18 protein-coding genes, 1 tRNA gene and 1 pseudogene are annotated in these 20,494 nt (G+C 62.6%); 14 read left to right on the forward strand and 6 right to left on the reverse strand.

Annotation, left to right across the window (positions count from 1 at the left end):
• The 3 genes and pseudogenes from ACOJSI_RS04575 to ACOJSI_RS04585 form a co-directional block, all read left to right on the forward strand.
• Positions 1 to 624 (forward strand): annotated as a pseudogene (locus tag ACOJSI_RS04575) (bifunctional salicylyl-CoA 5-hydroxylase/oxidoreductase); the annotation flags it as partial.
• Positions 621 to 1,139: a MarR family winged helix-turn-helix transcriptional regulator gene (locus ACOJSI_RS04580; RefSeq protein ID WP_420137079.1), complete on the forward strand. Its 519-nt coding sequence runs from the start codon at positions 621 to 623 to the stop codon at positions 1,137 to 1,139. The pseudogene ACOJSI_RS04575 and the gene ACOJSI_RS04580, both read left to right, overlap by 4 nt.
• Positions 1,136 to 1,543, forward strand: a complete 408-nt coding sequence (locus ACOJSI_RS04585) for an acyl-CoA thioesterase (protein WP_420137080.1) — start codon at positions 1,136 to 1,138, stop codon at positions 1,541 to 1,543. Before ACOJSI_RS04580 ends, ACOJSI_RS04585 begins: the two co-directional genes overlap by 4 nt.
• A gap of 34 nt (positions 1,544 to 1,577) precedes the next feature.
• Here ACOJSI_RS04585 and ACOJSI_RS04590 read toward each other — a convergent pair whose 3' ends face one another.
• A complete protein-coding gene (locus tag ACOJSI_RS04590; RefSeq protein ID WP_420137081.1) occupies positions 1,578 to 2,540 on the reverse strand; it encodes a fumarylacetoacetate hydrolase family protein in 963 nt (320 codons plus the stop codon).
• Positions 2,500 to 3,639: a cupin domain-containing protein gene (locus tag ACOJSI_RS04595; protein WP_420137082.1), complete on the reverse strand. Its 1,140-nt coding sequence runs from the start codon at positions 3,637 to 3,639 to the stop codon at positions 2,500 to 2,502. The genes ACOJSI_RS04590 and ACOJSI_RS04595 overlap by 41 nt, the downstream gene beginning before the upstream one ends.
• Before the next feature lie 100 nt (positions 3,640 to 3,739).
• On the opposite strand from ACOJSI_RS04595, the gene ACOJSI_RS04600 reads away from it, so the two are divergent.
• Positions 3,740 to 4,669 carry a carbon-nitrogen hydrolase family protein gene (locus tag ACOJSI_RS04600; RefSeq protein ID WP_420137083.1) on the forward strand — a complete coding sequence of 310 codons (930 nt, stop codon included), beginning with the start codon at positions 3,740 to 3,742 and terminating at the stop codon, positions 4,667 to 4,669.
• Between the two features lie 16 nt (positions 4,670 to 4,685).
• Complete coding sequence (locus ACOJSI_RS04605) at positions 4,686 to 5,315, forward strand: flavin reductase family protein (protein WP_420137084.1); 630 nt, start codon at positions 4,686 to 4,688, stop codon at positions 5,313 to 5,315.
• Between the two features lie 113 nt (positions 5,316 to 5,428).
• Here ACOJSI_RS04605 and ACOJSI_RS04610 read toward each other — a convergent pair whose 3' ends face one another.
• Together ACOJSI_RS04610 and ACOJSI_RS04615 are read right to left on the reverse strand one after the other, a co-directional pair.
• A complete protein-coding gene (locus ACOJSI_RS04610; RefSeq protein WP_420137085.1) occupies positions 5,429 to 6,787 on the reverse strand; it encodes a tyrosine-type recombinase/integrase in 1,359 nt (452 codons plus the stop codon).
• 187 nt (positions 6,788 to 6,974) lie between these two features.
• Positions 6,975 to 7,064: transfer RNA gene (locus ACOJSI_RS04615), tRNA-Ser, on the reverse strand.
• A 100-nt stretch (positions 7,065 to 7,164) separates the two neighbouring features.
• Between ACOJSI_RS04615 and ACOJSI_RS04620 the strand changes: the two genes are divergently transcribed.
• Genes ACOJSI_RS04620 through ACOJSI_RS04655 form a run of 8 tightly spaced genes read left to right on the forward strand, consistent with a single transcriptional unit; the run spans position 7,165 to position 14,794 of the window.
• A complete protein-coding gene (locus tag ACOJSI_RS04620; RefSeq protein ID WP_420137126.1) occupies positions 7,165 to 8,244 on the forward strand; it encodes a lytic murein transglycosylase in 1,080 nt (359 codons plus the stop codon).
• Between the two features lie 58 nt (positions 8,245 to 8,302).
• On the forward strand, positions 8,303 to 9,484 hold the full coding sequence (locus tag ACOJSI_RS04625) for a D-alanyl-D-alanine carboxypeptidase family protein (protein WP_420137086.1): 1,182 nt from the start codon (positions 8,303 to 8,305) through the stop codon (positions 9,482 to 9,484).
• Positions 9,481 to 10,116, forward strand: coding sequence for a dTMP kinase (gene tmk, locus ACOJSI_RS04630; RefSeq protein ID WP_420137087.1), 636 nt, complete (start codon positions 9,481 to 9,483; stop codon positions 10,114 to 10,116). Before ACOJSI_RS04625 ends, tmk begins: the two co-directional genes overlap by 4 nt.
• A gap of 34 nt (positions 10,117 to 10,150) precedes the next feature.
• The gene (locus tag ACOJSI_RS04635) at positions 10,151 to 11,131 is read left to right on the forward strand and encodes a DNA polymerase III subunit delta' (protein WP_420137088.1); all 981 of its coding nucleotides are present in this window, start codon (positions 10,151 to 10,153) and stop codon (positions 11,129 to 11,131) included.
• A gap of 3 nt (positions 11,132 to 11,134) precedes the next feature.
• Positions 11,135 to 12,652, forward strand: a complete 1,518-nt coding sequence (metG, locus tag ACOJSI_RS04640) for a methionine--tRNA ligase (protein ID WP_420137089.1) — start codon at positions 11,135 to 11,137, stop codon at positions 12,650 to 12,652.
• A complete protein-coding gene (locus tag ACOJSI_RS04645) occupies positions 12,652 to 13,428 on the forward strand; it encodes a TatD family hydrolase (RefSeq protein ID WP_420137090.1) in 777 nt (258 codons plus the stop codon). Before metG ends, ACOJSI_RS04645 begins: the two co-directional genes overlap by 1 nt.
• Entirely contained in the window at positions 13,425 to 14,192 is a 768-nt protein-coding gene (locus ACOJSI_RS04650) for an MBL fold metallo-hydrolase (protein ID WP_420137091.1), read from the forward strand. The genes ACOJSI_RS04645 and ACOJSI_RS04650 overlap by 4 nt, the downstream gene beginning before the upstream one ends.
• On the forward strand, positions 14,189 to 14,794 hold the full coding sequence (locus tag ACOJSI_RS04655; RefSeq protein ID WP_420137092.1) for a retropepsin-like aspartic protease family protein: 606 nt from the start codon (positions 14,189 to 14,191) through the stop codon (positions 14,792 to 14,794). The genes ACOJSI_RS04650 and ACOJSI_RS04655 overlap by 4 nt, the downstream gene beginning before the upstream one ends.
• A 131-nt stretch (positions 14,795 to 14,925) precedes the next feature.
• Here the strand turns inward: ACOJSI_RS04655 and ACOJSI_RS04660 are convergent, their stop codons facing one another.
• Together ACOJSI_RS04660 and ACOJSI_RS04665 are read right to left on the reverse strand one after the other, a co-directional pair.
• The gene (locus ACOJSI_RS04660) at positions 14,926 to 16,404 is read right to left on the reverse strand and encodes a S41 family peptidase (RefSeq protein WP_420137093.1); all 1,479 of its coding nucleotides are present in this window, start codon (positions 16,402 to 16,404) and stop codon (positions 14,926 to 14,928) included.
• A gap of 82 nt (positions 16,405 to 16,486) precedes the next feature.
• Positions 16,487 to 17,251, reverse strand: coding sequence for a helix-turn-helix domain-containing protein (locus ACOJSI_RS04665; RefSeq protein ID WP_420137094.1), 765 nt, complete (start codon positions 17,249 to 17,251; stop codon positions 16,487 to 16,489).
• A 194-nt stretch (positions 17,252 to 17,445) separates the two neighbouring features.
• Here ACOJSI_RS04665 and ACOJSI_RS04670 point away from each other — a divergent pair, with 194 nt between their 5' ends.
• Positions 17,446 to 20,409 carry a PAS domain S-box protein gene (locus ACOJSI_RS04670; RefSeq protein ID WP_420137095.1) on the forward strand — a complete coding sequence of 988 codons (2,964 nt, stop codon included), beginning with the start codon at positions 17,446 to 17,448 and terminating at the stop codon, positions 20,407 to 20,409.
• Positions 20,410 to 20,494: the final 85 nt, after the last annotated feature.

Here is a 20,494-nt window from a genome sequence, read left to right on the forward strand (position 1 = left end):
ACCAGGCGTGCGCGCGAAGCAGGGTTCGACATGCTCGAGCTGCAAGCCGGGCACGGCTTTCTGCTGTCGAGCTTCATCACGCCGTTGCTGAACGAGCGTCGGGATGCCTATGGCGGCACCCTTGAAAACCGACTGAGGTTCCCGCTCGAGGTGATTGGTGCAGTGCGTGAAGCCTGGGGCGCAGATCGGCCGCTGGCCGTCAGGATCTCGGCCAATGACTGGCTGGGGGACGCAGGCGTGACGCCTGCCGATGCAGTCCTCATCGCTGTTGCTCTGCGCAACGCAGGTGTCGATCTTGTCGACGTGTCGGCAGGCGAAACCTCCGCACAGGCCAAACCCCGTTATGGGCGTATGTTCCAGACGCCCTTTTCCGATCGCATTCGAAATGAGGCGGGCTGCCCGACCATGGCCGTCGGCAACATATTCGAACCGGATCATGCCAATTCGATCCTCGCCGCAGGCCGTGCAGATCTCGTTGCACTTGGCAGGCCGCATCTCGCGGATCCGCACTGGACGATGCGCGCCGCAGCCCAATCCGGCTACCGAGGGCTTGGCGTTCCAAAGGCGTACGTGCTTGGTCAGGCTCAGCTGGAACGGACGTTGCAGCAGGCAAACGCCGTATGAAGCAGCCGGCGGCTCGTGCCGAGCAGGATCAGGCGCCGATACGCGAAAAGCATGATGGCGCCCTTACGGGGCGCTCGGATGTGCGCGTCTGGCTGCGGCTGCTCAGCTGTTCGACCGTCATCGAGAAGCGGCTCAGGCGGCGGTTCATCGAGCAATATGACACGACCTTGCCGCGCTTTGACGTGCTCGCGCTGCTTGACCGCCACCCAGAGGGGGTGACGATGAGCGCCTTATCGAGCGGACTGTTGGTCTCGAATGGCAATGTGACGTCGCTCGTGCGGCAGCTCGAAAACGATGGTTTCGTCGTCAGCCGTCCCGCCGCCGAGGATCGTCGATCGTCCATCGTCGCATTGTCGGACAGAGGGCAGGCCCATTTCGTTGAGCTGGCGCGGGCCCATCATCGGTGGATCGAGGCCATGTTCGCCGGGATGAAAGGCGAAGACCAGATGGCATTGTACAGCTTGCTCGCAATGCTCAAGGAATCAATTGCAAGAGAGGGCGGGACACCTGAATGACGTTCGTTTCCGAGCAGCAGGTGCGGTTTGCGCACGTAGATCCGGCCGGTATCGTCTTTTACCCGCGCTACTTTGAGATGCTGAACGCAGCCCTAGAGGATTATTTCGCTGCCGTGATCGGTGTCGACTTCGAGACGATGCACTTTCGTCTGCGGCTGGGCGTCCCCACCGTGAAACTGGAGGCTGAATTTGTTGTGCCGAGCCGATTGGGTGACCTACTCGATTTCGCGGTCGAGGTGGATCGGGTCGGCCGCAGTTCGGCGGCTTTGACTGTGACCGTCACATGCAACGGTGAATTGCGCCTGCGTCTCAAGCCGGTGCTCGTGTGCATGGACCTGGCGACGGCGCGCTCGCATCCATGGCCTGCGGAAATGAGACCCGCGGAAACCGCTCAGGCCGCCTGATCGAAGTGTCAGGCGGCCTGCATGCGGCAGATCCTCAGGCTGCGATGATGGCGTGGCGTAGCTTACCGATGCCAGCGACCTCGGCCTCGATGATATCGCCCGGCCACAGAAATTCCTGAGGATTGCGCCCGGCGCCCACGCCCTCTGGCGTTCCCGTCGCGATGATATCACCAGGTTCGAGCGTGATGCCCTGGCTGATATCCGCGATGAGCTCGTCGACTTTGAACAGCATATGGCTGGTGTTGGATCGCTGTTTCTCAACCCCATTCACACTCAGCCACAGGTCCAGCGTCTGTGGATCCGGAATTTCGTCAGCCGTGACGATACAGGGGCCCATCGGCGCATAAGTGTCCTGCCCTTTGGAATAGATCCATTGGCCGGCCCGGCGATTGTCGCGCGCGCTCATGTCGATGCACACCGTATAGCCGAACACATGCGTTAGCGCATTCGTGCGCTCGACCCGCTTTGCGGTGGTGCCGATGATCGCAGCCAACTCCACCTCCCAGTCCAGCTGCTGCGTAATCGCGGCATTGTGCACAACCGGATCACCCGGGCCGACAACCGCCGTGGGGGGTTTGGAGAAGATAACCGGCTGCTTGGGCAGATCTGGCGAAGTGTCCAAGGCTGCCGCCGATTCCGCTACATGATCGATATAGTTCAATCCGATGCCAAAGATGTTCTTGCGAGGGCGCGGTATGGGGGCGAGCAGTCTCGCATTAGCCAGCGGCAGTGCGCCACCCACCGGCCAACGGCCGTCAGCCGCTTCGATCAGACGACCGAGTTCCATCACCGCTGTCGGTCCGAGCTCGATAAAATCGAGCATGCGGTGCGGAAATGATAGGCCGGCGCGTTCGCCAAGTGCGGCCACGTCGATCACCAGGTCGCCGACGATGACCCCCATCCGGCCCGCCGCTTCGATCGAGGCGCGGTAGGTTACAAGACGCATGGGTTTCCTTTCAAAGAGCTGGTCTATCAGTGATGTGTTGATGGCCGTCATTCTCGGCCAACCCTTCGGCACGATAGAGGCCGAGCGAACGCATCACCGGCAGATCGTGGAAGGAGAAAAGACAGGCGTCGCCGCTGTTCGAGCCGTTAACATGTTCGTGCCACATCCCAGTCGGCTCGCAAAAGATGTCGCGTTCTTTCCAGTCCAGCCGCTGGCCATTGACGATCGAATATCCCGACCCTTTGGCACATTGGTAGATGAAGCTGCCCACCTCCCGATGGGCTTTGGTATGCTCGCCCGGACGCAGCAACTGCATCGCAGCCCCGATCGTCGGCATCACCGGTCCGCCGGAGATCGGGTTCACATAGTCCATATGGACCCCGTCGTAGGGCGAGCCGGCGGTGACTTTGGAATAGCGCAGGAGGCCTTCATAGGTCGGCCCCCATTCGTATTTCAGGAGAGGCGAATAACGTCGCGACCAAGTCTCGCCGGCCGGGCGTAACGCCGCAGCCCCCCAGGTCGCGGTGGAATCGTCGATCGGGAACGAGACGGCCTGCTGAAGGTCCGGATGGACCTCGTAGAAATTGGCTTCGAGCGCGTTCATAAGGGGAATGTCGAGCCCGTCCTGCCAGATGCAGACCGTGCCATCCTCTGACACCCCATGTTCATGCCAGGTACCATTCGGCGTCAGGACGAAATCGTTCGCGCCGAGCGTCATCTTGTGGCCATCGACGTTGGTGAAGGCGCCGGAGCCCTCCATGATGAACCGCAGGGCCGATGCGGAATGCCGGTGGCTCGACGCACATTCGCCCGGTCCCATCACCTGTAGTCCCGAATAGAGCCAGCCAACCGCGGCGACGACATCGGTGCGGCCTGGGTTGGCAAGGTAGACGACGCGTCGTCCGGCCTGTTCAGGCGTGACAAGTTCGAGCGCGCGCAGGACGTGGTCGCGCAGCCGATCATAATGCCACACCATCGGACGGGAGGCAGAGACAGGCTCCCACGGCTCGATCTTGTTGGCGACCGTCCACAGGGCGCCCGTATGTTGCTGTTCGAGCGCGCGATAGAAGTCGACCAGTTCTGCCGTGTCGGCGACGTTCGCTCGCCCGGCCACGTCCTCGCGATAGTGATCGTAGCCTGCTGTCGCCATAGCACCCTCGGTTTTCGAGAACTGTTATAGGGTTAAAATAATTTGCGCCGAAGTGTCAATGCAGGGCATGAGAGCAGGAACGGGTTGGCGGAGATTTGCGATGACAGCTTACAGGGCAGCAGTGGTGCAGGCCGCGGCAATGCCATTCCAGCCGATCGCGTCTGCGGAAAAGGCGGCACGGCTTATCCGGGAAGCAGCAGCAGAAGGGGCACGATTGGCCGTATTCCCTGAGGTCTTCATCGGCGGATATCCCAAAGGCGCGTCCTTCGGTACGCCTGTCGGCATGCGCAAGCCGGAGGGGCGCGACGCATTTCTGCGCTACCACGAAGGCGCGATCGCTCTCGACGGTCCCGAGGTGGCGCTGCTCGAAGAGGCAACGGCCGCGACGGGACTTTTCGTCGTCATCGGCTGCCTCGAGCGCGACGGCGGCACGCTGTATTGCAGCGCCTTGTTCTTCGATGGCGAGAGAGGGCTGATCGGCAAGCACCGCAAGCTGATGCCGACCGGGGCCGAGCGGCTGATCTGGGGCTTCGGCGACGGATCGACGATGCCCGTGTTCGAGACTTCCCTTGGCCGAATCGGTGCTGTGATCTGCTGGGAAAATTACATGCCAGCGCTGCGTCTGGCGATGTTCGATAAGGGCGTGAGCATCTATTGCGCGCCGACCGCCGACGATCGCGATACGTGGGTGCCGTCGATGCAGCACATCGCGCTGGAGGGGCGGTGCTACGTGCTCTCCGCATGCCAGCACATCACGCGCGCAGCCTATCCGGACGATTATGAGTGTGCCTTGGGCAATGAGAAAGACACGGTGCTGCTGCGGGGCGGCAGCGTGATCGTCAGCCCACACGGCCAGATTCTCGCGGGCCCGGATTTTTCGGGCGAGACGATCCTATATGCCGAGATCGAATTGGGTGAGGTCGTGCGCGGCAAATATGATTTCGACGTGGTCGGACATTATGCGCGTCCCGACGTCTTTCGACTTCTCGTTGACGAGACGCCCAAGGCGGCGGTGGTTCGACAGGGCTAGGCCCATGCAGTTCGATATGCGCGCCATGCCGAAGAGCGACCGCTACAAGATCTTGGGATCCTGTGTGACGCCGCGGCCAATTGCCTGGATCACATCCCTGTCGGATCATGGGATCGTCAACGCAGCGCCTTACAGCTTCTTCAATATGATGGGGGACGATCCCCTGACGATCGCAGTGGGACTTATGGCGCATGACAAGGGCAGGTTGAAGGATACCGCTGCCAACATCGTGGCCAGCGGCGAATTCGTGGTGAACCTGGTCGACGTGGCCCATGGTGAAACCATGAACCTGACCTGCATTGATGCGCCGCCGGAGGTGAGCGAGGCCGAACTTGCCGGTTTGACGATGGCACCCAGCGTGATGGTCAAGCCGCCACGTATCGCGACGGCGCCAGCAAGCTTTGAATGCCGTAGCCTGCATGAGATCGCGACGGGTCAGAACCAGGTCGTGATCATCGCCGAAGTGCTATACGGCCATCTGGTCGATGCGTTCATCACTGACGCTGAGCGTCTCTACGTCGATGCGCCGGCCATGAATCTGCTCGGCCGCATGCACGGGTCCGGCTGGTACAGCCTTCAGACCGACCTGTTTCAAATTACGCGGCCCAAGTGGAAGGAAACCCACGAAAGCGCAGCCGGAAGGTAGGCCAGCGATGGGCGCTCGCTCCCGACCGTCTTTCAATGCTCTCACCGCAGCGTGATCAGCGCTCTGCAGCGAACCACCTGATCGGACCCATCACGGTGATAGTGTGGCTGTTATCATTGTCTGCGCGGATGCGACGACGTCCTCCGGGGAGGCGGAAAGCGGAATGCCTCACCAACCGGTCTTGGCACTCGGCGTCGGCTGGTTGGCCCTGTTTCCCGCGCAGGCAGGTCCAGAAGGGTCACGGGAGCTGGTAGCCCATCGCTCACCAGATCAGCCCAGACGGTGGCCAATTCGCGCCGCCGCGGCATATAGGCGGCGCGGTTATAGGCGCCCTCGACCTTTCCCTTCGGCAGATGCGCGAGCATGAGATCAATGACTTGCCGATCATGGTCCTTGCCGTGGCGCTCAGCCCATTCGTTCATGATGGTTGAGAATGCAGCGCGAAAGCCATGTGGCACGTGGTGGCCATGATAGCCGGCGCGGTTCAACAGATAGCCAAGCGCGTTCTCACTCATTGGTCGATGAGAGTGGCGTGCACTTGGGAACACGAGATCTAGGTTGCCGGACAACGGCCATATGGCGCGGAGCACTGCAACGGCTTGATAGGGTAGGGGCACCAGATGGTCGCCCCGTAGCTCCTCCTTGCGATCAAGCGCGCCTTTCATGCGGGCGGCCGGGATGCGCCATAGCGGCTCCGGCCCGTCGAGATCCTCGAATTCTGCCCAGCTCGCGCCGCGTATCTCGTTAGGACGGACCGCCGTCAGTGCGAGGAGACGAAGGGCCAAACGGGACACCGGCCGAGCATATTCCCCTTCGGTCGCTCGGATCATGGCGCGGAGAGGTTCGATCTCTGTGATTGCTGCCTGTCGGCCCCGGCGTAGTGGCTTCAGTACCGCACCAAGCTTCTCGGCTGGATCCGCTTTCACCACACCTTCTGCTATTCCATAGACAAAGACGGCTGAGATTCGCTGGCGCAGGCGCCTGGCGGTCTCGATAGCGCCTCGGCTCTCGACCTCGCGCAAAGTGCCAAGCACCAGCGGAGGGGTGATGTCGCCAACGGGTAGGTTGCCGATCGTTGGGAACACATCGCGTTCCAGGCTGCGGATAACGTCGTCCACATGGCGTGCACCCCACCGAGGTGCGGCGTTCGCATACCAAGATCGTGCAAGCTTTTCAAACGTTTGCCGCGCAGCTTGAAGATTTTCTTCGATCTTTAACTTCTTCAGGATCGCAGGATCTCGAGCCTCGCACAGTGCAGTATAAGCCCTATCGCGCTTGGCGCGTGCATCGCCCAGCGTGACGAGCGGATAGGCCCCGAAGGCCATGCTCTTCTGCTTGCCATCGTAGGTGTAATTCCACCGCCACAGCTTTCCCCCGTTGGGAGTGACAAGAAGATAGAGCCTGTGAGAGTCCGTTAACTTGTAGGGTTTGTCGCGCCCCCTCGCGGCTCGAACTTTGGCGTCGCTCAACACGATCAGTCCTCCTGGCAAAGTACCACGTTTTTGCTCGCCACGTACCACGTTTTGATACCACAAGGCCGTTGAGACCCGGTTGGACCAAACTGGACACGCGGAGCCAACAAGACCCGCCAAGGTTTTGATAATACGAGAAAATTCTTCAAGCCATTGGGACCTGTTAGGACCCCTTGGAATGACCCAATGGCGGACAGGGTGGGATTCGAACCCACGGTACGGTTCCCCGCACGGCGGTTTTCAAGACCGCTGCCTTAAACCACTCGGCCACCTGTCCAAGCGCGCGCTTATCGGGGCGGCAGCGCGTCGGCGCAAGCACTCCGCGCATCTTTAACAGGGTTTTCGATCTGCGGCCGAATGTGGCAGGGCAGGGCATGATGTTGTCGCTTCGCTTATCCGCCCTAGCCCTTGCGCTGTGCGCGGCGCCTCTGGCCGCTCAAACCGCTCCTCCGTCCTCGGGCAGCACTGTTACCGACACAGGCGGTAGCCTGACGCAGGACGCGGCTTTCACCAGCTTCGTTGCCGGTCTGCGGTCGCGCGCGATAGCGGAAGGGGTCAAGCCCGAGACATTCGATCGTGAGACGGCCGGTCTTACCTTCAACCCGAAAGTGATTCGCCTCGATCGTGCGCAGCCTGGGGGCACGCTCAACTCGGGGCCGCCGGGGCCGATGGAGTTTGCGGCCTATCGACGCAGTCATGTCGATCAGGCCCATATCGACAAGGGGCGCACCCTTTATCAGACACTCAGCGCCCAGCTGGCGCGTAACGAGGCGCGCACGGGCGTCGCGGGAAAGATCACGCTGTCGATATTCGGGCTCGAGACCGGCTATGGTGTCTATACCGGTGATTTCGATCTGATCCGTTCGTGCGCAACTCTGGCCTACGAGGGGCGTAGGCGAGAATTGTTCACCGCTGAGTTGATCGCGACGCTGAAGCTGATCGACCGCGGTTTCACGCGGGCCGAAATGAAGGGCAGTTGGGCAGGGGCTACCGGCTATCCGCAATTCCTGCCGAGCGTATACCTCCGTATCGCGGCGGATGGCGATGGCGATGGCAAGGCCGATATCTGGACCAACAAGGCCGACGCTTTGGCCTCGATCGCAGCTTATTTGCGCGAGGCGGGATGGAAACCGGGGGCGCCCTGGGGCGTGGCCGCTACCGTGCCTGCCAATTTCGATCGCGCCGCGGTGCGCACTCCGCTCGTATCGCCGCGCTGCCCTCGCGTGCACGCGCGGCTGAGCAAGTGGCTGACCATTGCCGAATGGAAGGCCAGAGGATTGGTGATCTCCGGATTTCCCGCTCCAGCGGATGACGAGCTCGCCCGTCTGCTGGAGCCCGATGGACCAGGCATGACGGCATATCTGCTGACCACCAATTACGGGTCGATCCTGGATTATAACTGCTCCAACTTCTACGCGATGTCGGTGGGGGTGCTTTCGGACGCGATTGCCAGATAGAGGCTTGGCGCCGCGCGACCGTGGGCGCTATCACAGGCAAAACCATCACGGGATCACCATGACGCGTCTTCGTTTCACCGCTTTCGCTCTTGCCGCCACTGCGCTTACCGCGCTGCCTAGCGAGGCGGCGGCCCCGCCGTTCGATACGCCGGCGACCGTGGCGTTCATGAAGGATCTGTCGTCCGGCGCCGTGCTGTATTCGAAGAATGCCGATCAGCGCATCCCGCCCGCGTCGCTTGCCAAGATGATGACGGTCTATGTCGCGTTCGACATGATCAAGAAGGGCGAGCTCAAGCTGACCGACATGGCGACGGTGAACCCCGAGACATGGCGCAAATGGCATGGCCCGGCGGCCGGATCGACCATGTTCCTGTCGCCCGGCGAGCAGGTCTCGGTCGCTAATCTACTGCTCGGCATCATCACCTTGTCGGGCAATGACGCTTGCGTCGTGCTGGCCGAGCGTATCGCCGGGACGGAGCCTGCCTTCGTCGCGATCATGAACCGGAAGGCGCAGGAGATCGGCCTGACGAACAGCCATTTCGGTACATCGAATGGCTGGCCGGACGGTGGCGTGACCTACGTCACCGCGCGCGACCTGACGACGCTCGCCACCGCGACGATCCAGAATTTCCCCACGCTCTATAAGCAGTTCTACAGCCGTACGAACTTCACCTGGGGCAAGACGATGGGGACGGGTGCGGATATCACCCAGGCCAATCGTGATCCCTTGTTGGGCCGCGTCGCCGGTGCCGATGGCCTCAAGACCGGCCACACCGAAGAATCCGGATATTCCTTCACCGGATCTGCGGAGCAGAATGGCCGACGGCTGGTCATGGTGCTGTCGGGCCTGACGTCGTTCAACCAGCGGATCGAACAATCGGTCGCGTTCATGAATTGGGGCCTGCATGCCTGGCAGTCCAAGCCGCTCTTTCCCAAGGGTAAGCAGGTGGCGACCGCCCCCGTGCAACTGGGCAATGCGCGTCAGGTCGGCCTGGTGGCACCGCGCGATCTGGCGGTGACCGTTCCGGCCGGCATGGGCTCCGACATGAAGCTGTCGGTCGCTTATGACGGGCCGATCAAGGCGCCGTTCAAGGCGGGAACCCATGTCGCGGATCTGATCGTCCGCACCCCCGATGGTCCGCCGCAGGTGATGCCGTTGGTTGCTGCCGCCGACGTCGTGGAGGCCGGCTTCTTCGATCGTGTCTGGGCCGGGCTGCGCCGGCTGCTTGGAATGGCATGAATCAAGGCACGCGCGGCCGCTTCATCAGCCTTGAAGGCGGGGAAGGGGTCGGCAAATCGACGCAGGCCCGCGCTTTAGCGGCGGCGTTGCGGGCCGACGGCCGAGACGTCGTTGAAACACGCGAGCCGGGCGGCAGCGCCGGTGCCGAGGCGGTGCGCGCGCTTTTGCTGGAAGGGAGCGCGGATCGCTGGGGGCCCCGGGCAGAAGCGCTGTTGTTCGCAGCCGCGCGCGCCGACCATGTCGACAAGACGATCCGGCCGGCGCTCGATGCCGGCGCTTGGGTGATCTGCGATCGCTTTCTCGATAGTTCGATTGCCTATCAGGGGGGCGCTGACGGATTGGGATCCGATTCCATCCGCGCCTTGCATGCGATTGGAAGTGAGGGCCTTTTGCCGGATCGCACGTTGCTGCTGACGCTGCCGGAGGAGGTGGCGATGGCGCGCGAGGCGGCGCGTGATGCCGGCCGCCCGGATCGCTTCGGCAAACGAGATGCCGCCTATCACCGCCGCGTGACAGCTTCGTTTCGCAACTTGGCCGACGCCGAGCCTGAACGGTGGCGGGTGATCGAGGCACGGGGCAGCGCCGATACGGTGACCCAGGCCTTGCTGGCGGCGCTCGAGGACCTGCTTTGACCCTTCGTCACAGCGAATGGCCTGAGGTGACTCGATGATCGTCGGTCATGACGACGCGATTGCGGCGTTCGTGGATGCAGCACGCTCCGGTCGGATGCACCATGCCTGGCTGCTGGCGGGTCCCCAAGGCGTTGGCAAAGCGACCGTCGCCTTTGCCGCTGCGCGCTGGTTACTGGCGAGCGCCGCGGGGCCAAAGCCGTCCGGCGATCGGTTGGACGTTGCAGAGACGCATCCTGTGGCGGCGCTGCTGGAAGCTGGATCGCATCCTGATTTCAAGCTGTTACAGCGGCTGCCACGGGCGAATTCTGAAGATCTGGCACGGTCGATTACGGTCGATCAGGTGCGTAGTCTGCAGCCGCTTTTTGCGACAACGCCCAGCCTGTCTTCCCGTCGGGTCGTGCTGATCGATGCGATCGACGATATGGAGCGTGGGGGCGCCAACGCGCTGCTCAAGAATCTGGAAGAGCCGCCGGCCGGTACCATCTTCCTGCTCGTCAGCCATGCGCCCGGGCGCCTGTTGCCGACCATCCGCTCGCGCTGCCGGATGGTGCGGTTCGGCCCGCTGGACGACGCGCAGGTCGGAATCGTCCTGCGCCGTGCCCTGCCGGAAGCCGAGCCAGGCGAGATCGACAGCCTTGTCCGTGTGGCAGCGGGGGTGCCCGGCAACGCCTTGCGGTTCGCCGGTCTCGATATTGCTGGCCTGGATCAGGCGATCGACACGCTCGCCGCGCGAGGTGATGCAAGCAACGCCCTGCGCACGGCCTTGGGGCGTACGCTGGCGACCAAGAGCGCACAGCCGCGCTATGAGGCCTTTCTGGAGCGCGCGCCCTCGCGGATTGCCTTGGCGGCCCGGGCGGGCAGGGCGGATATGGGGGCCACGATCGCGCTCTGGCGCCAGGCGCGGGACATTGCCGATCGCGCCGTGCGCCAGTCGCTCGACCCGCAATTGACGGTCGTGGAAATTGCCGGGCTTGTCGCAAAGCTTGCTCAGGCGGAGCCTCCCGCTAAAGGCTGAGCCATGGCCGAGCCTTTCTACATCACTACCGCAATCTCTTATCCCAATGGGCGGCCGCATATCGGCCACGCTTATGAAGCGATCGCTGCGGACGCGATCGCGCGCTATCGGCGGATGCAGGGGCGCGACGTCTTCTTCATGACGGGGACGGACGAGCACGGCCTGAAAATGGCCCAGGCGGCCAAGGCCCGTAATGTGTCGCCTAAAGCCTTGGCCGACGAAATGTCGGGCTATTTCCAGACAATGGACGAAGCTCTCAACATTTCCTTCGATCGGTTCATCCGCACCACCGAGCCGGACCATTATGCGGCCAGCCAAGCCATTTGGCGGGCTATGCAGGCCAATGGTGATATCTATCTCGGCCGCTATGAGGGCTGGTATTCGGTACGGGACGAGGCCTTTTACGACGAGAAGGAGCTTGTCGAAGGGGAAGGGGGCGCGAAGCTCTCGCCGCAGGGCACGCCCGTCGAATGGACCGTGGAGGAAAGCTGGTTCTTCCGCTTATCCGCTTATGCCGATCGCTTGCTCGCGCATTATGATGCCCATCCCGATTTCATCAGGCCGGAGGGCCGGCGCAACGAGGTGACCAGCTTTGTGCGCGGGGGCCTGTCCGATCTGTCCATCTCCCGCACCAGTTTCGATTGGGGCGTGCCGGTGCCGGACGCGCCCGGCCATGTCATGTATGTCTGGGTCGACGCACTGACCAACTACCTGACCGGCGCCGGCTATCCGGGCGAGGGGGGGTCAGGCTTCGGGCGGTGGCCCGCCGATGTGCATATCATTGGCAAGGACATCGTACGCTTTCACGCAATCTATTGGCCTGCTTTCCTGATGTCGGCAGGTCTGCCGCTGCCGAAGCAGGTGTTCGGCCATGGCTTCCTGCTCAACAAGGGCGAGAAAATGTCCAAGTCGGTCGGCAATGTGGTCGATCCGATCGACATGGCGACGACCTACGGCGTCGATCAATTGCGCTATTTCCTGTTGCGTGAGGTAAGCTTCGGCCAGGACGGCAGTTACAGCCACGAGGCGATCGTCACCCGGTGCAATGCCGATCTTGCCAATGGTCTTGGCAATCTCGCGCAACGCTGCCTGTCCATTATCGCCAAAAATGCCGGCGGCGTGGTGCCGGAGCCGGGGCCCGCGCACGACCAGCTTGGATTGGCTGCGCTGTTGGAGCGGGTCGACGGGGCGATGGAGGAACTCGCGCTCAATCGCGCTTTGGAGATCATCTGGGACGGCGTGGCGCTCGCCAATCGCTATTTTGCCGATATGGCGCCCTGGTCGCTCCGCAAGGAGGATCCCGCCATGGCGGATGGCGTTCTGTACTGGACGGCGGAGGCCGTTCGTATCCTGGCGATCCTGGCACGCTGGGCCATTCCGAAAAGCGCGGATGCATTGCTCGACCTGCTTGGGCAGGACGCAACCGCGCGCGATTTCGCTGCGTTGCGCGCGCCTATCGTTGCTGGCACGCCGTTGCCGGCGCCGCAGGGTGTGTTTCCGCGATGGGTTGAGCCGGCCTGATGCTGATCGATAGCCACTGCCACCTCAATTATAAGGGGTTGGTCGAAGAGCAGGCGGCGGTGCTGAACCGCGCGCGGGCGCGTGGCGTCACCGGCATGCTCAATATTTCGACGCGCGAACGCGAGTGGGCCGACATTGTCGCGACGGCGGAGCGCGAACCGGACGTATGGGCGTCGGTGGGCATCCATCCGCACGAGGCGGACGAGCATCCCGATGTCGATGCGGCCAAGCTGATCGCGGCGGCCCAGCACCTGAAGGTGATCGGTATCGGCGAAACCGGCCTCGATTACTTTTACGATCATTCCGATCGAACACAGCAACAGCGCAGCTTCCGTGCCCATATCGCCGCTGCCCGCGAAACCGCATTACCTCTGATCGTCCACACGCGCGACGCTGAAGAGGATACGGCTGCGATCATCGCCGAGGAGATGGGGAAGGGGGCCTTCCCGGCCTTGATCCACTGCTTCACCGCCAGCGCAGCGTTCGCCGACAGGATGTTGGAACTCGGCCTTTATATCTCGATCGCCGGGATCGTGACGTTCAAGAATGCTCAGGCGCTGCAGGAGACGGCATCCCGGTTACCGATCGATCGGATGTTGATCGAAACCGATGCCCCCTTCCTGGCGCCGGTGCCCCATCGCGGCAAGACCGGCGAGCCCGCCTTTGTCGCCGATACGGCCGCGTTCATCGCGAAGCTGCGGTGTGAGGAGGTGGGAGAGATCTGCTCGAGAACGGCACATAATTTCAAACGCTTGTTCACGAAAGCGCAGGCGTGAGGGTAACGATACTCGGCTGCGGGACTTCGTCTGGGGTACCGCGGATCGGGGGCGACTGGGGCGCATGCGACCCAAGCGATCCGCGCAACCGACGCACGCGGGCCGCCATCCTCGTTCGAAGCGAGACCACCACCATCCTGGTCGATACCGGGCCGGACATGCGGGAGCAGTTGCTCACCGCCAATGTCGGCCGCGTCGATGCGGTGTTATGGACGCATGAACATGCCGATCACACCCACGGGATCGACGATCTGCGCCAGATCTTTCACCTGACGCACCATCCAATTCCCGGCTTTGCCCGCCGGCAAACCCACGATCTGCTGGAGACACGGTTCCGCTATGTCTTTCATGGGCGTGGCGGTTATCCTCCAACCGCGAGCCTGCAGCTGCTCGAAGACGACATTGTTATCGGCGACATCCGCGTCCGCACCGTCGATCAGCCGCATGGCGGGATAACGTCGGCCGGTTTCCGGTTCGACGGGGCAGGCCGCGCGGCGGCCTATTCAACGGATTTTCATACACTTACGGAAGATATGGAGCGTCTGTTCAAAGGTGTCGATGTTTGGGTGGTCGACGCCCTGCGGCGGGTGCCGCATCCCACACATGCGCACCTTGCGACAACGTTGGAAGCCATTGGGCGGGTCAATCCCGGTCGTGCGATCCTCACCCACATGGACCAATCGATGGATTATGCCACGCTGGCAAGGGAACTTCCCCAAGGCGTGGAGCCCGGCTTCGATGGGCTTGAGGCCGTCATTTCATGAACGGCAATGGCGCCGACATCGCATTTTACCTCCTGGCATTGATCCTGCCATTATCGGCCTTGCTGAGCCGCCGGATACCGTGGCGCAAGGCGCTCGGGCTGGCCGGCATTTGGTTCGTGATATTCCTGACATTGTTCCTGATCGTGGGCGCGGGCACAAATGTCCCGAGCGATGTCTGGTCGAAGATTGGGGGCATCTTTCGCGAAGACGAACAGCATGTCACCGGCGGTACGATGCGGTTGGACATGGCGTCCGACGGGCATTTCTGGGCGACCGCTTCGATCAACGGGGTTTCGCGACGGATGCTTGTCGATAGCGGCGCTACGACGACGTCCTTGAGCCACGCGACAGCAAAGGCCGCAGGCTTGGATCTTGAGCAAAGTCCGTTTCCGGTCCAGCTCGACACCGCCAACGGCATGGTCATGGCGCGGACGTCGAGCATCGATCGATTGGTGATCGGACCGATCCAGGCCACCGATTTGCGCGTCGTCGTCTCGGATCGGTTCGGCACCGACATATTGGGCATGAACTTCTTATCCCGGCTGGGTTCATGGCGTGTCGAAGATCGCACCTTGATCCTCAATCCGGGCAGTCCAGGCTAGACGCCGTATTGCGACATCAATCCAATTTAACATAATATATATTATCAGACTGTGAGTTGGAGGTTAGATCGTCAGGCTGCGGCCCTACCGCCGGAGCCCAACCACGACCGCCGATAGATCGGCCAAGCGCCCTAATGCGCTTTCCAAGACGCGCCGTGGACGTCGACGGCAATGACATTCAAAACGCGCTCTCCTCTCGCTCGGTCGCTTTCGCCTTCGGTCGGCAAGACCAGGAGATCCGGCGAGATCCCCGCCTCCTCGTTTGTGCCGTCCGCGCGCAATCGCATGCAGTTCGGCAGTCTAAAACGGAGGCGCGAATGGCGCAGAACGATGGGTTCGTCTTCGGTCATGAATCCGCAGCCGTCGCCTCCCGTCCGCTCGCCAACGAGCTTGCCGATCCGGTTGTCCTGCACCACGGCCGCGAACATCTCGGCCGATGAATAGGATCGCTTGTCCGCGATCGCGTAAGTCGGCCCGGTCCAGGCGCCGTAGAATTGTTGGACAGTCGATGCTGAAGATAGCACGGTCGCTGCCGTCCCATCGCCATAGGCGCCGGGCGGCAGGCCCGCCCAAAAACCACCGGCGTAGCCGGCGTCGAGCAGCCGGTTGCAATTTGCCAAGGACCAGGCCCTCCTCTCCTGCCATACCCAGGACAGATCGCATCGCTGCTGCCCGATCGCGGTACTTTGCCGGGAGAAGAAAGAGCGTGCCTCGGCGAGCGCAGCCTTGGCCGTCCGCGACGATGTGGCGACCAGCGCCTGATCGATGTCCGCAACCTCGTCGCCAAAGTACCGGGCAGCGACGGGCGCATCCGCCATCATCAGGCGGGCGGAGCGCACAGAACGATCTGTCAGCAGACGAGGCGTCCAGTCGCCGCTATCGTCGCCGCCGCTGTTGTTGCCGATGTCGATCACCAGTGCCGTCGCGCCGGCCTGGCGAAGCGTTTCAATAGCGGCCGTCAGGTCTTTGAACCAGCGCAGGCGCGTCGCGTCGCGCACCCCGGCCGCCGTGATCGTCCTACCCGTTCGCCGCAGGTCTGCCCAAGCGTGGAGGCAGGCGGCCGGGAAGACACGAGCGCGGAAGTTCTGGATACGCAAGACTCCCATGGTTACCCCCGAGCGGGTTACGAGACCGCTTCGGAAGGTCCCGCTGAGCCCGTCCGATATCAGCTTGAAACCCGGGAGGCTCTCCAGCGGCAGCGAAAACGCGACTGGCCCGGTCGAGGCGAACCCCAAGGCGGCGCACCCCGCTACCGGTTGTGCTGGATCAAGCGCAGCTTTGGCAGGCTCCACTGGCGGTGCAGTCGCTGAGGCGAGATAGGGCACTTCAGAGAGGTGGCCGTCATGGAAAGCAGCAATGAAGGCACGGATCGCGTCCCCTGCCTCTGTGTCATTACTCGCAGACGCCAGTGCGGCGCTGGTCCTGCGGTCAAGCGCGGGCAGATCGATCCCACCGGCGCCGGAGGCCTTCCATGCTAGGTTGGCGTAACGGCTGACCAACTCTCCCTTGAGCTGGCCGTAATCCTGTTGCCAGGCCGTTCGGTCGAACGAGGCGGCAGCGGGCGCGGCGATCGTCAACCAGCTCAAGATGATCAGCGGGGCTATGCGCATCGACTCTCCAACGGCTTGCAAGGTGCCGTCATGCTATCGCGCCTGCTCGGTCCGCGCTTGGATCAGAGACGCGATGAGGACCTTACGCGCGCCTACGATATTCGGATGGGGAGCAACCCAGCACGGCCCGAAAGGATCGCGCGAGGTGCGCCTGGTCGCAGAAGCCGCAGCGTGTCGCGATTGCGGCGATGGGCAACGCCGTGGTCCGGATCATGTCGGCTGCCTTTCTTACACGCATCTCGCGCTGGTAGGCGCCGGGCGTGCAGCCATGCTCCCGGCGAAAGGCGCGCGTAAGCGTCGCGGGGTGGCAGTCTACGGAGCGTGACAGGTCGGTCATCGAAAGCGGCTCCCCGTCAGCCGCCACGATCATCGCGATTGTGTGACGGACGATTGTGGAGAGCGGTATGGAGCTACCGGACGAGCCGCGGCCCAGCTCGGCGGATGCCTGCCAGATCAGGCCTTCGATCGCGCCGCGGGAAAATTCATCGTTAGTGCGCTGTTCCGCGTCAATGCGCGCCGCCAACCTTGCGATCGCCGTTGACCGTGCGACTGAGGCGGATCGGAAAGGCGTCGTGCCGGTCAGATAATCGAGCAGATCACCGCCAGGTGTGACGATGATTTTGTATGCCCCACGCGCTCCAAATTGCTGGGAATGCGGCACGCCGGCAGGGCAGACCAGCGCGCTGCCCCGCCTCTCCATGCCGGACCTGCCCCCGATCTCCTCTTCGTAGCTGCCGCCTAGAATAATCGTCAGGCTTGAACATGCATGCGTGTGCGCCGCGATATGGCTGCCGGCGCCATAGGCTCGAAAGGTGAAATCGGTTCTGGCGCCTGGCCGCTCTTGCATCCTGCCGGCCGTACACCATTCATCGTCTAGACGATATCAGAGCTTCGCAACTGGACCCTTTCATGGAGAGGTGTCCAACCGTTTCCCGGATCGGCAGTGTCTAGCCAGCGTCGTCAAATCGGCTTCCGAACCGACCGCGACCACCGCTTCAGCGATTGTCGAAATATGCCTCCTGTGGCTAATCTCCGGGCGTGATGTCCCTCGAACGATCTACATGCCCCACCCCGCCGCCCCTCATCGGAGGAGGACGATCGGGAGACCTGATCCGGGCGAAGGATTGGAGCACGACCTCGCTTGGGCCGATCGAGTTCTGGCAACCGCAATTGCTCGCGGCCGTGCAGATGGTGCTTGCTTCGCCCGTGCCGATGACGGTGCTGTGGGGTCTAGACGGTATCCTGCTGTACAATGATGGCTATGCGGAGGTGTGCGGGCCGCGACATCCTGCAGCGCTGGGCGGGAAGCTGCTCGAGATCTGGCCGGAGGCCCGCGCGTTCAACATGCGCGTGATCGAGGCCGGCTTGTCCGGTCAGCCGTTGAGCTTTCAGGCCCAAGAACTGGAGCTCTGGCGTAAGGGCCATGCCGAGACGGTCTGGATGGACCTAGAATATACACCCCTGTTCGACGGCAGCGGCCGGCCGGCAGGAATGCTCGCCATGGTCTTCGACATCACACCGCGGGTGCGGGCGGAGCAGCAGCTCGCCCGGAGCGAGGAGCTGTACCGCTTCCTTGATGAATTGAGCCAGGCCGTCATGGGCCTTCATGACGCGGATGAGGTGCTGCAGGTTACGACCCGCATGGTCGCCTTGCATCTTGGCATCTCCAGCTGCGCCTATGCCGACATGGATGAGGATGAGGACGGCTTTACCATTCGCGGCGATTGGTACGCGCCGGGCTCCCGATCGATTGTCGGGCATTATAGCCTTGCTGACTTTGGCCAGCTCGCTGTCCAGGAGCTAACGGCGGGCCGCCCTCTCATCATCAATGACAACCTTGCTGAGATTGCGCCGCACGAGGCGAAGACGTTCCAGGATATCGGCATCTCCGCGACGCTTTGCATGCCGCTCATCAAGAATGGCCGGTTGCGCGCGCTGATGGCGATCCACGACAAGGCGCCTCACCGCTGGAGCGAAGACGAACTGAGCGTAATCCGCGAGGTTACCGAACGGTCCTGGGCGCATGTCGAACGTGTGGGCGCTGAGTCCAACCTTCGCTCCAGCGAGGAGCAGTTGCGCCTCGCGGTTGAAGCCGCGGAGATCGGCCTTTGGGATGTCGACGAAGTCAGGGGCACCCTCTTCTGGCCGCCGCGCGTGAAGGCGATGTTCGGCATTTCGGCCGACGTGCCCGTGTCCATGGCCGACTATTACGGCGGGCTGCATCCCGATGATCACGCGGCTACGGCAACTGCCTATGCGGCTGCCGCCGATCCAGCACAGCGCGCGCTCTACGACGTCGAATATCGCACGATCGGCAAGGAGGACGGTGTTGTTCGCTGGGTCGCTGCGAAAGGACGTGGTGTCTTCGAAGGCAACACATGCGTTCGGGTGATCGGCACTGCGATCGATATCAGCCGCAGAAAGCAGACGGAACAGGCGCTACGAGAGCTGAACGAAACGCTGGAAGAGCGGATCTCGACCGGGGTGGCCGAGCGCAAGCTGCTGGCGGACGTGATCGAGAATACGACTGCGATCATCTTTGTTGCCGATCTGCAGTTCCGCTGGCTTGCCATCAACAAGGCGGCCGAAAAGGCGTTCGAAACCGTGTTCGGCGTCCGCCCGATGGTGGGCGCATCGATGCTCGACGCGCTCGATCATGTTCCTGACCAGCGTGCGCACGTCGAAAGGGTTTGGAGCCGCGCCCTGCAGGGTGAAGAATTCACCCTCACCGAGGAGTTCGGTGATCCCAACCACGCGCGGCGGTCGTTCGAGATGACGTTCAACTCGCTACGCGACCAGACCGGCCAACGCATCGGCGCTTACCAGATCGTTCATGACGTGACGGAGCGGCGCGCGGAACAGCGGCGGCTGGCGGATGCGGAGGAGCAGCTTCGCCACGCGCAGAAAATGGAGGCGCTCGGGCAACTCACCGGCGGTGTCGCGCATGACTTCAACAATCTGCTTACGCCCATCATTGGCTCGCTGGACCTGCTGACCCGCAAGCAGGTTGGCAACGACCGTGAGCGTCAACTTATCGGGGGTGCTCTCCAATCTGCGGAGCGCGCAAGGACCTTGGTTCAACGCCTCCTCGCGTTCGCCCGGCGCCAGCCTTTGCAACCGACCGCCATCGATATACGCGCCCTTATCTTTGGCATGGGCGATCTGGTCGGCAGCACGACGGGGCCACAAGTGAAGGTTCTGGTTGAAGCGCCTGAAGATCTGCCGGCGGCCCGCGCCGATCACAATCAGGTCGAAATGGCGCTTCTGAACCTGACCGTAAACGCGCGCGACGCGATGCCGGATGGAGGAACGCTTCGCATCAGCGCCGCACCGCGGAGAATAGAGAGTGGGGATCACGATCTTCGCGCAGGCGACTATGTCATGATCTCCGTAGCGGATACGGGCATCGGCATGGATGCCGACACGATCAACCGCGCGATCGAACCCTTCTTCTCGACGAAGGGTATCGGCAAGGGCACCGGTCTCGGCCTGTCGATGGTTCACGGCCTGGCGCAGCAACTTGGCGGCGCTATCCGCATCTTCAGCCGGCCGCGCCTTGGCACCAATATCGAGCTTTGGCTGCCCGTAGCGCAGGATCCGGTACAGCTTGTTTCGGATGGCCATACGTCCCCTGCCCGACCGGGCTCGGGGCGTGGCCGCGCGTTGCTTGTCGACGACGAAGGGATCGTTCGCGCGACGACGGCGCATATGCTCGAGGAGCTCGGCTATGACGTCGTCGAAGCCGGCTCAGCCGAGGACGCATTGCCGCTCTTGCAAAAGGGCTCAGACTATACCCTGCTGGTGACGGATCATCTCATGCCGGGCATGGATGGCACAGAGCTGATACGGCGCGTGCGCTCCATCAATCCCCGCCTCCCGGTACTGGTTGTTTCCGGTTATGCGGATGTGGACGGCATTGCCCCTGATGTGCCGCGTCTCACCAAACCCTTCCGCGCCGAAGAGCTTGCGGGAGCACTCGCGACCTTGAGTGCTGACGTACCGTAGCAAATCCTCCCCTCTCCCCGCGTGAGACCGTCCTTGGTCCCAAACGAAGATCGGCGGGTGTCGCGATTTGACGTGTCCTGCTTGG

The organism is Sphingomonas sp., assembly GCF_048595155.1.
Classification (GTDB): domain Bacteria; phylum Pseudomonadota; class Alphaproteobacteria; order Sphingomonadales; family Sphingomonadaceae; genus Sphingomonas_I.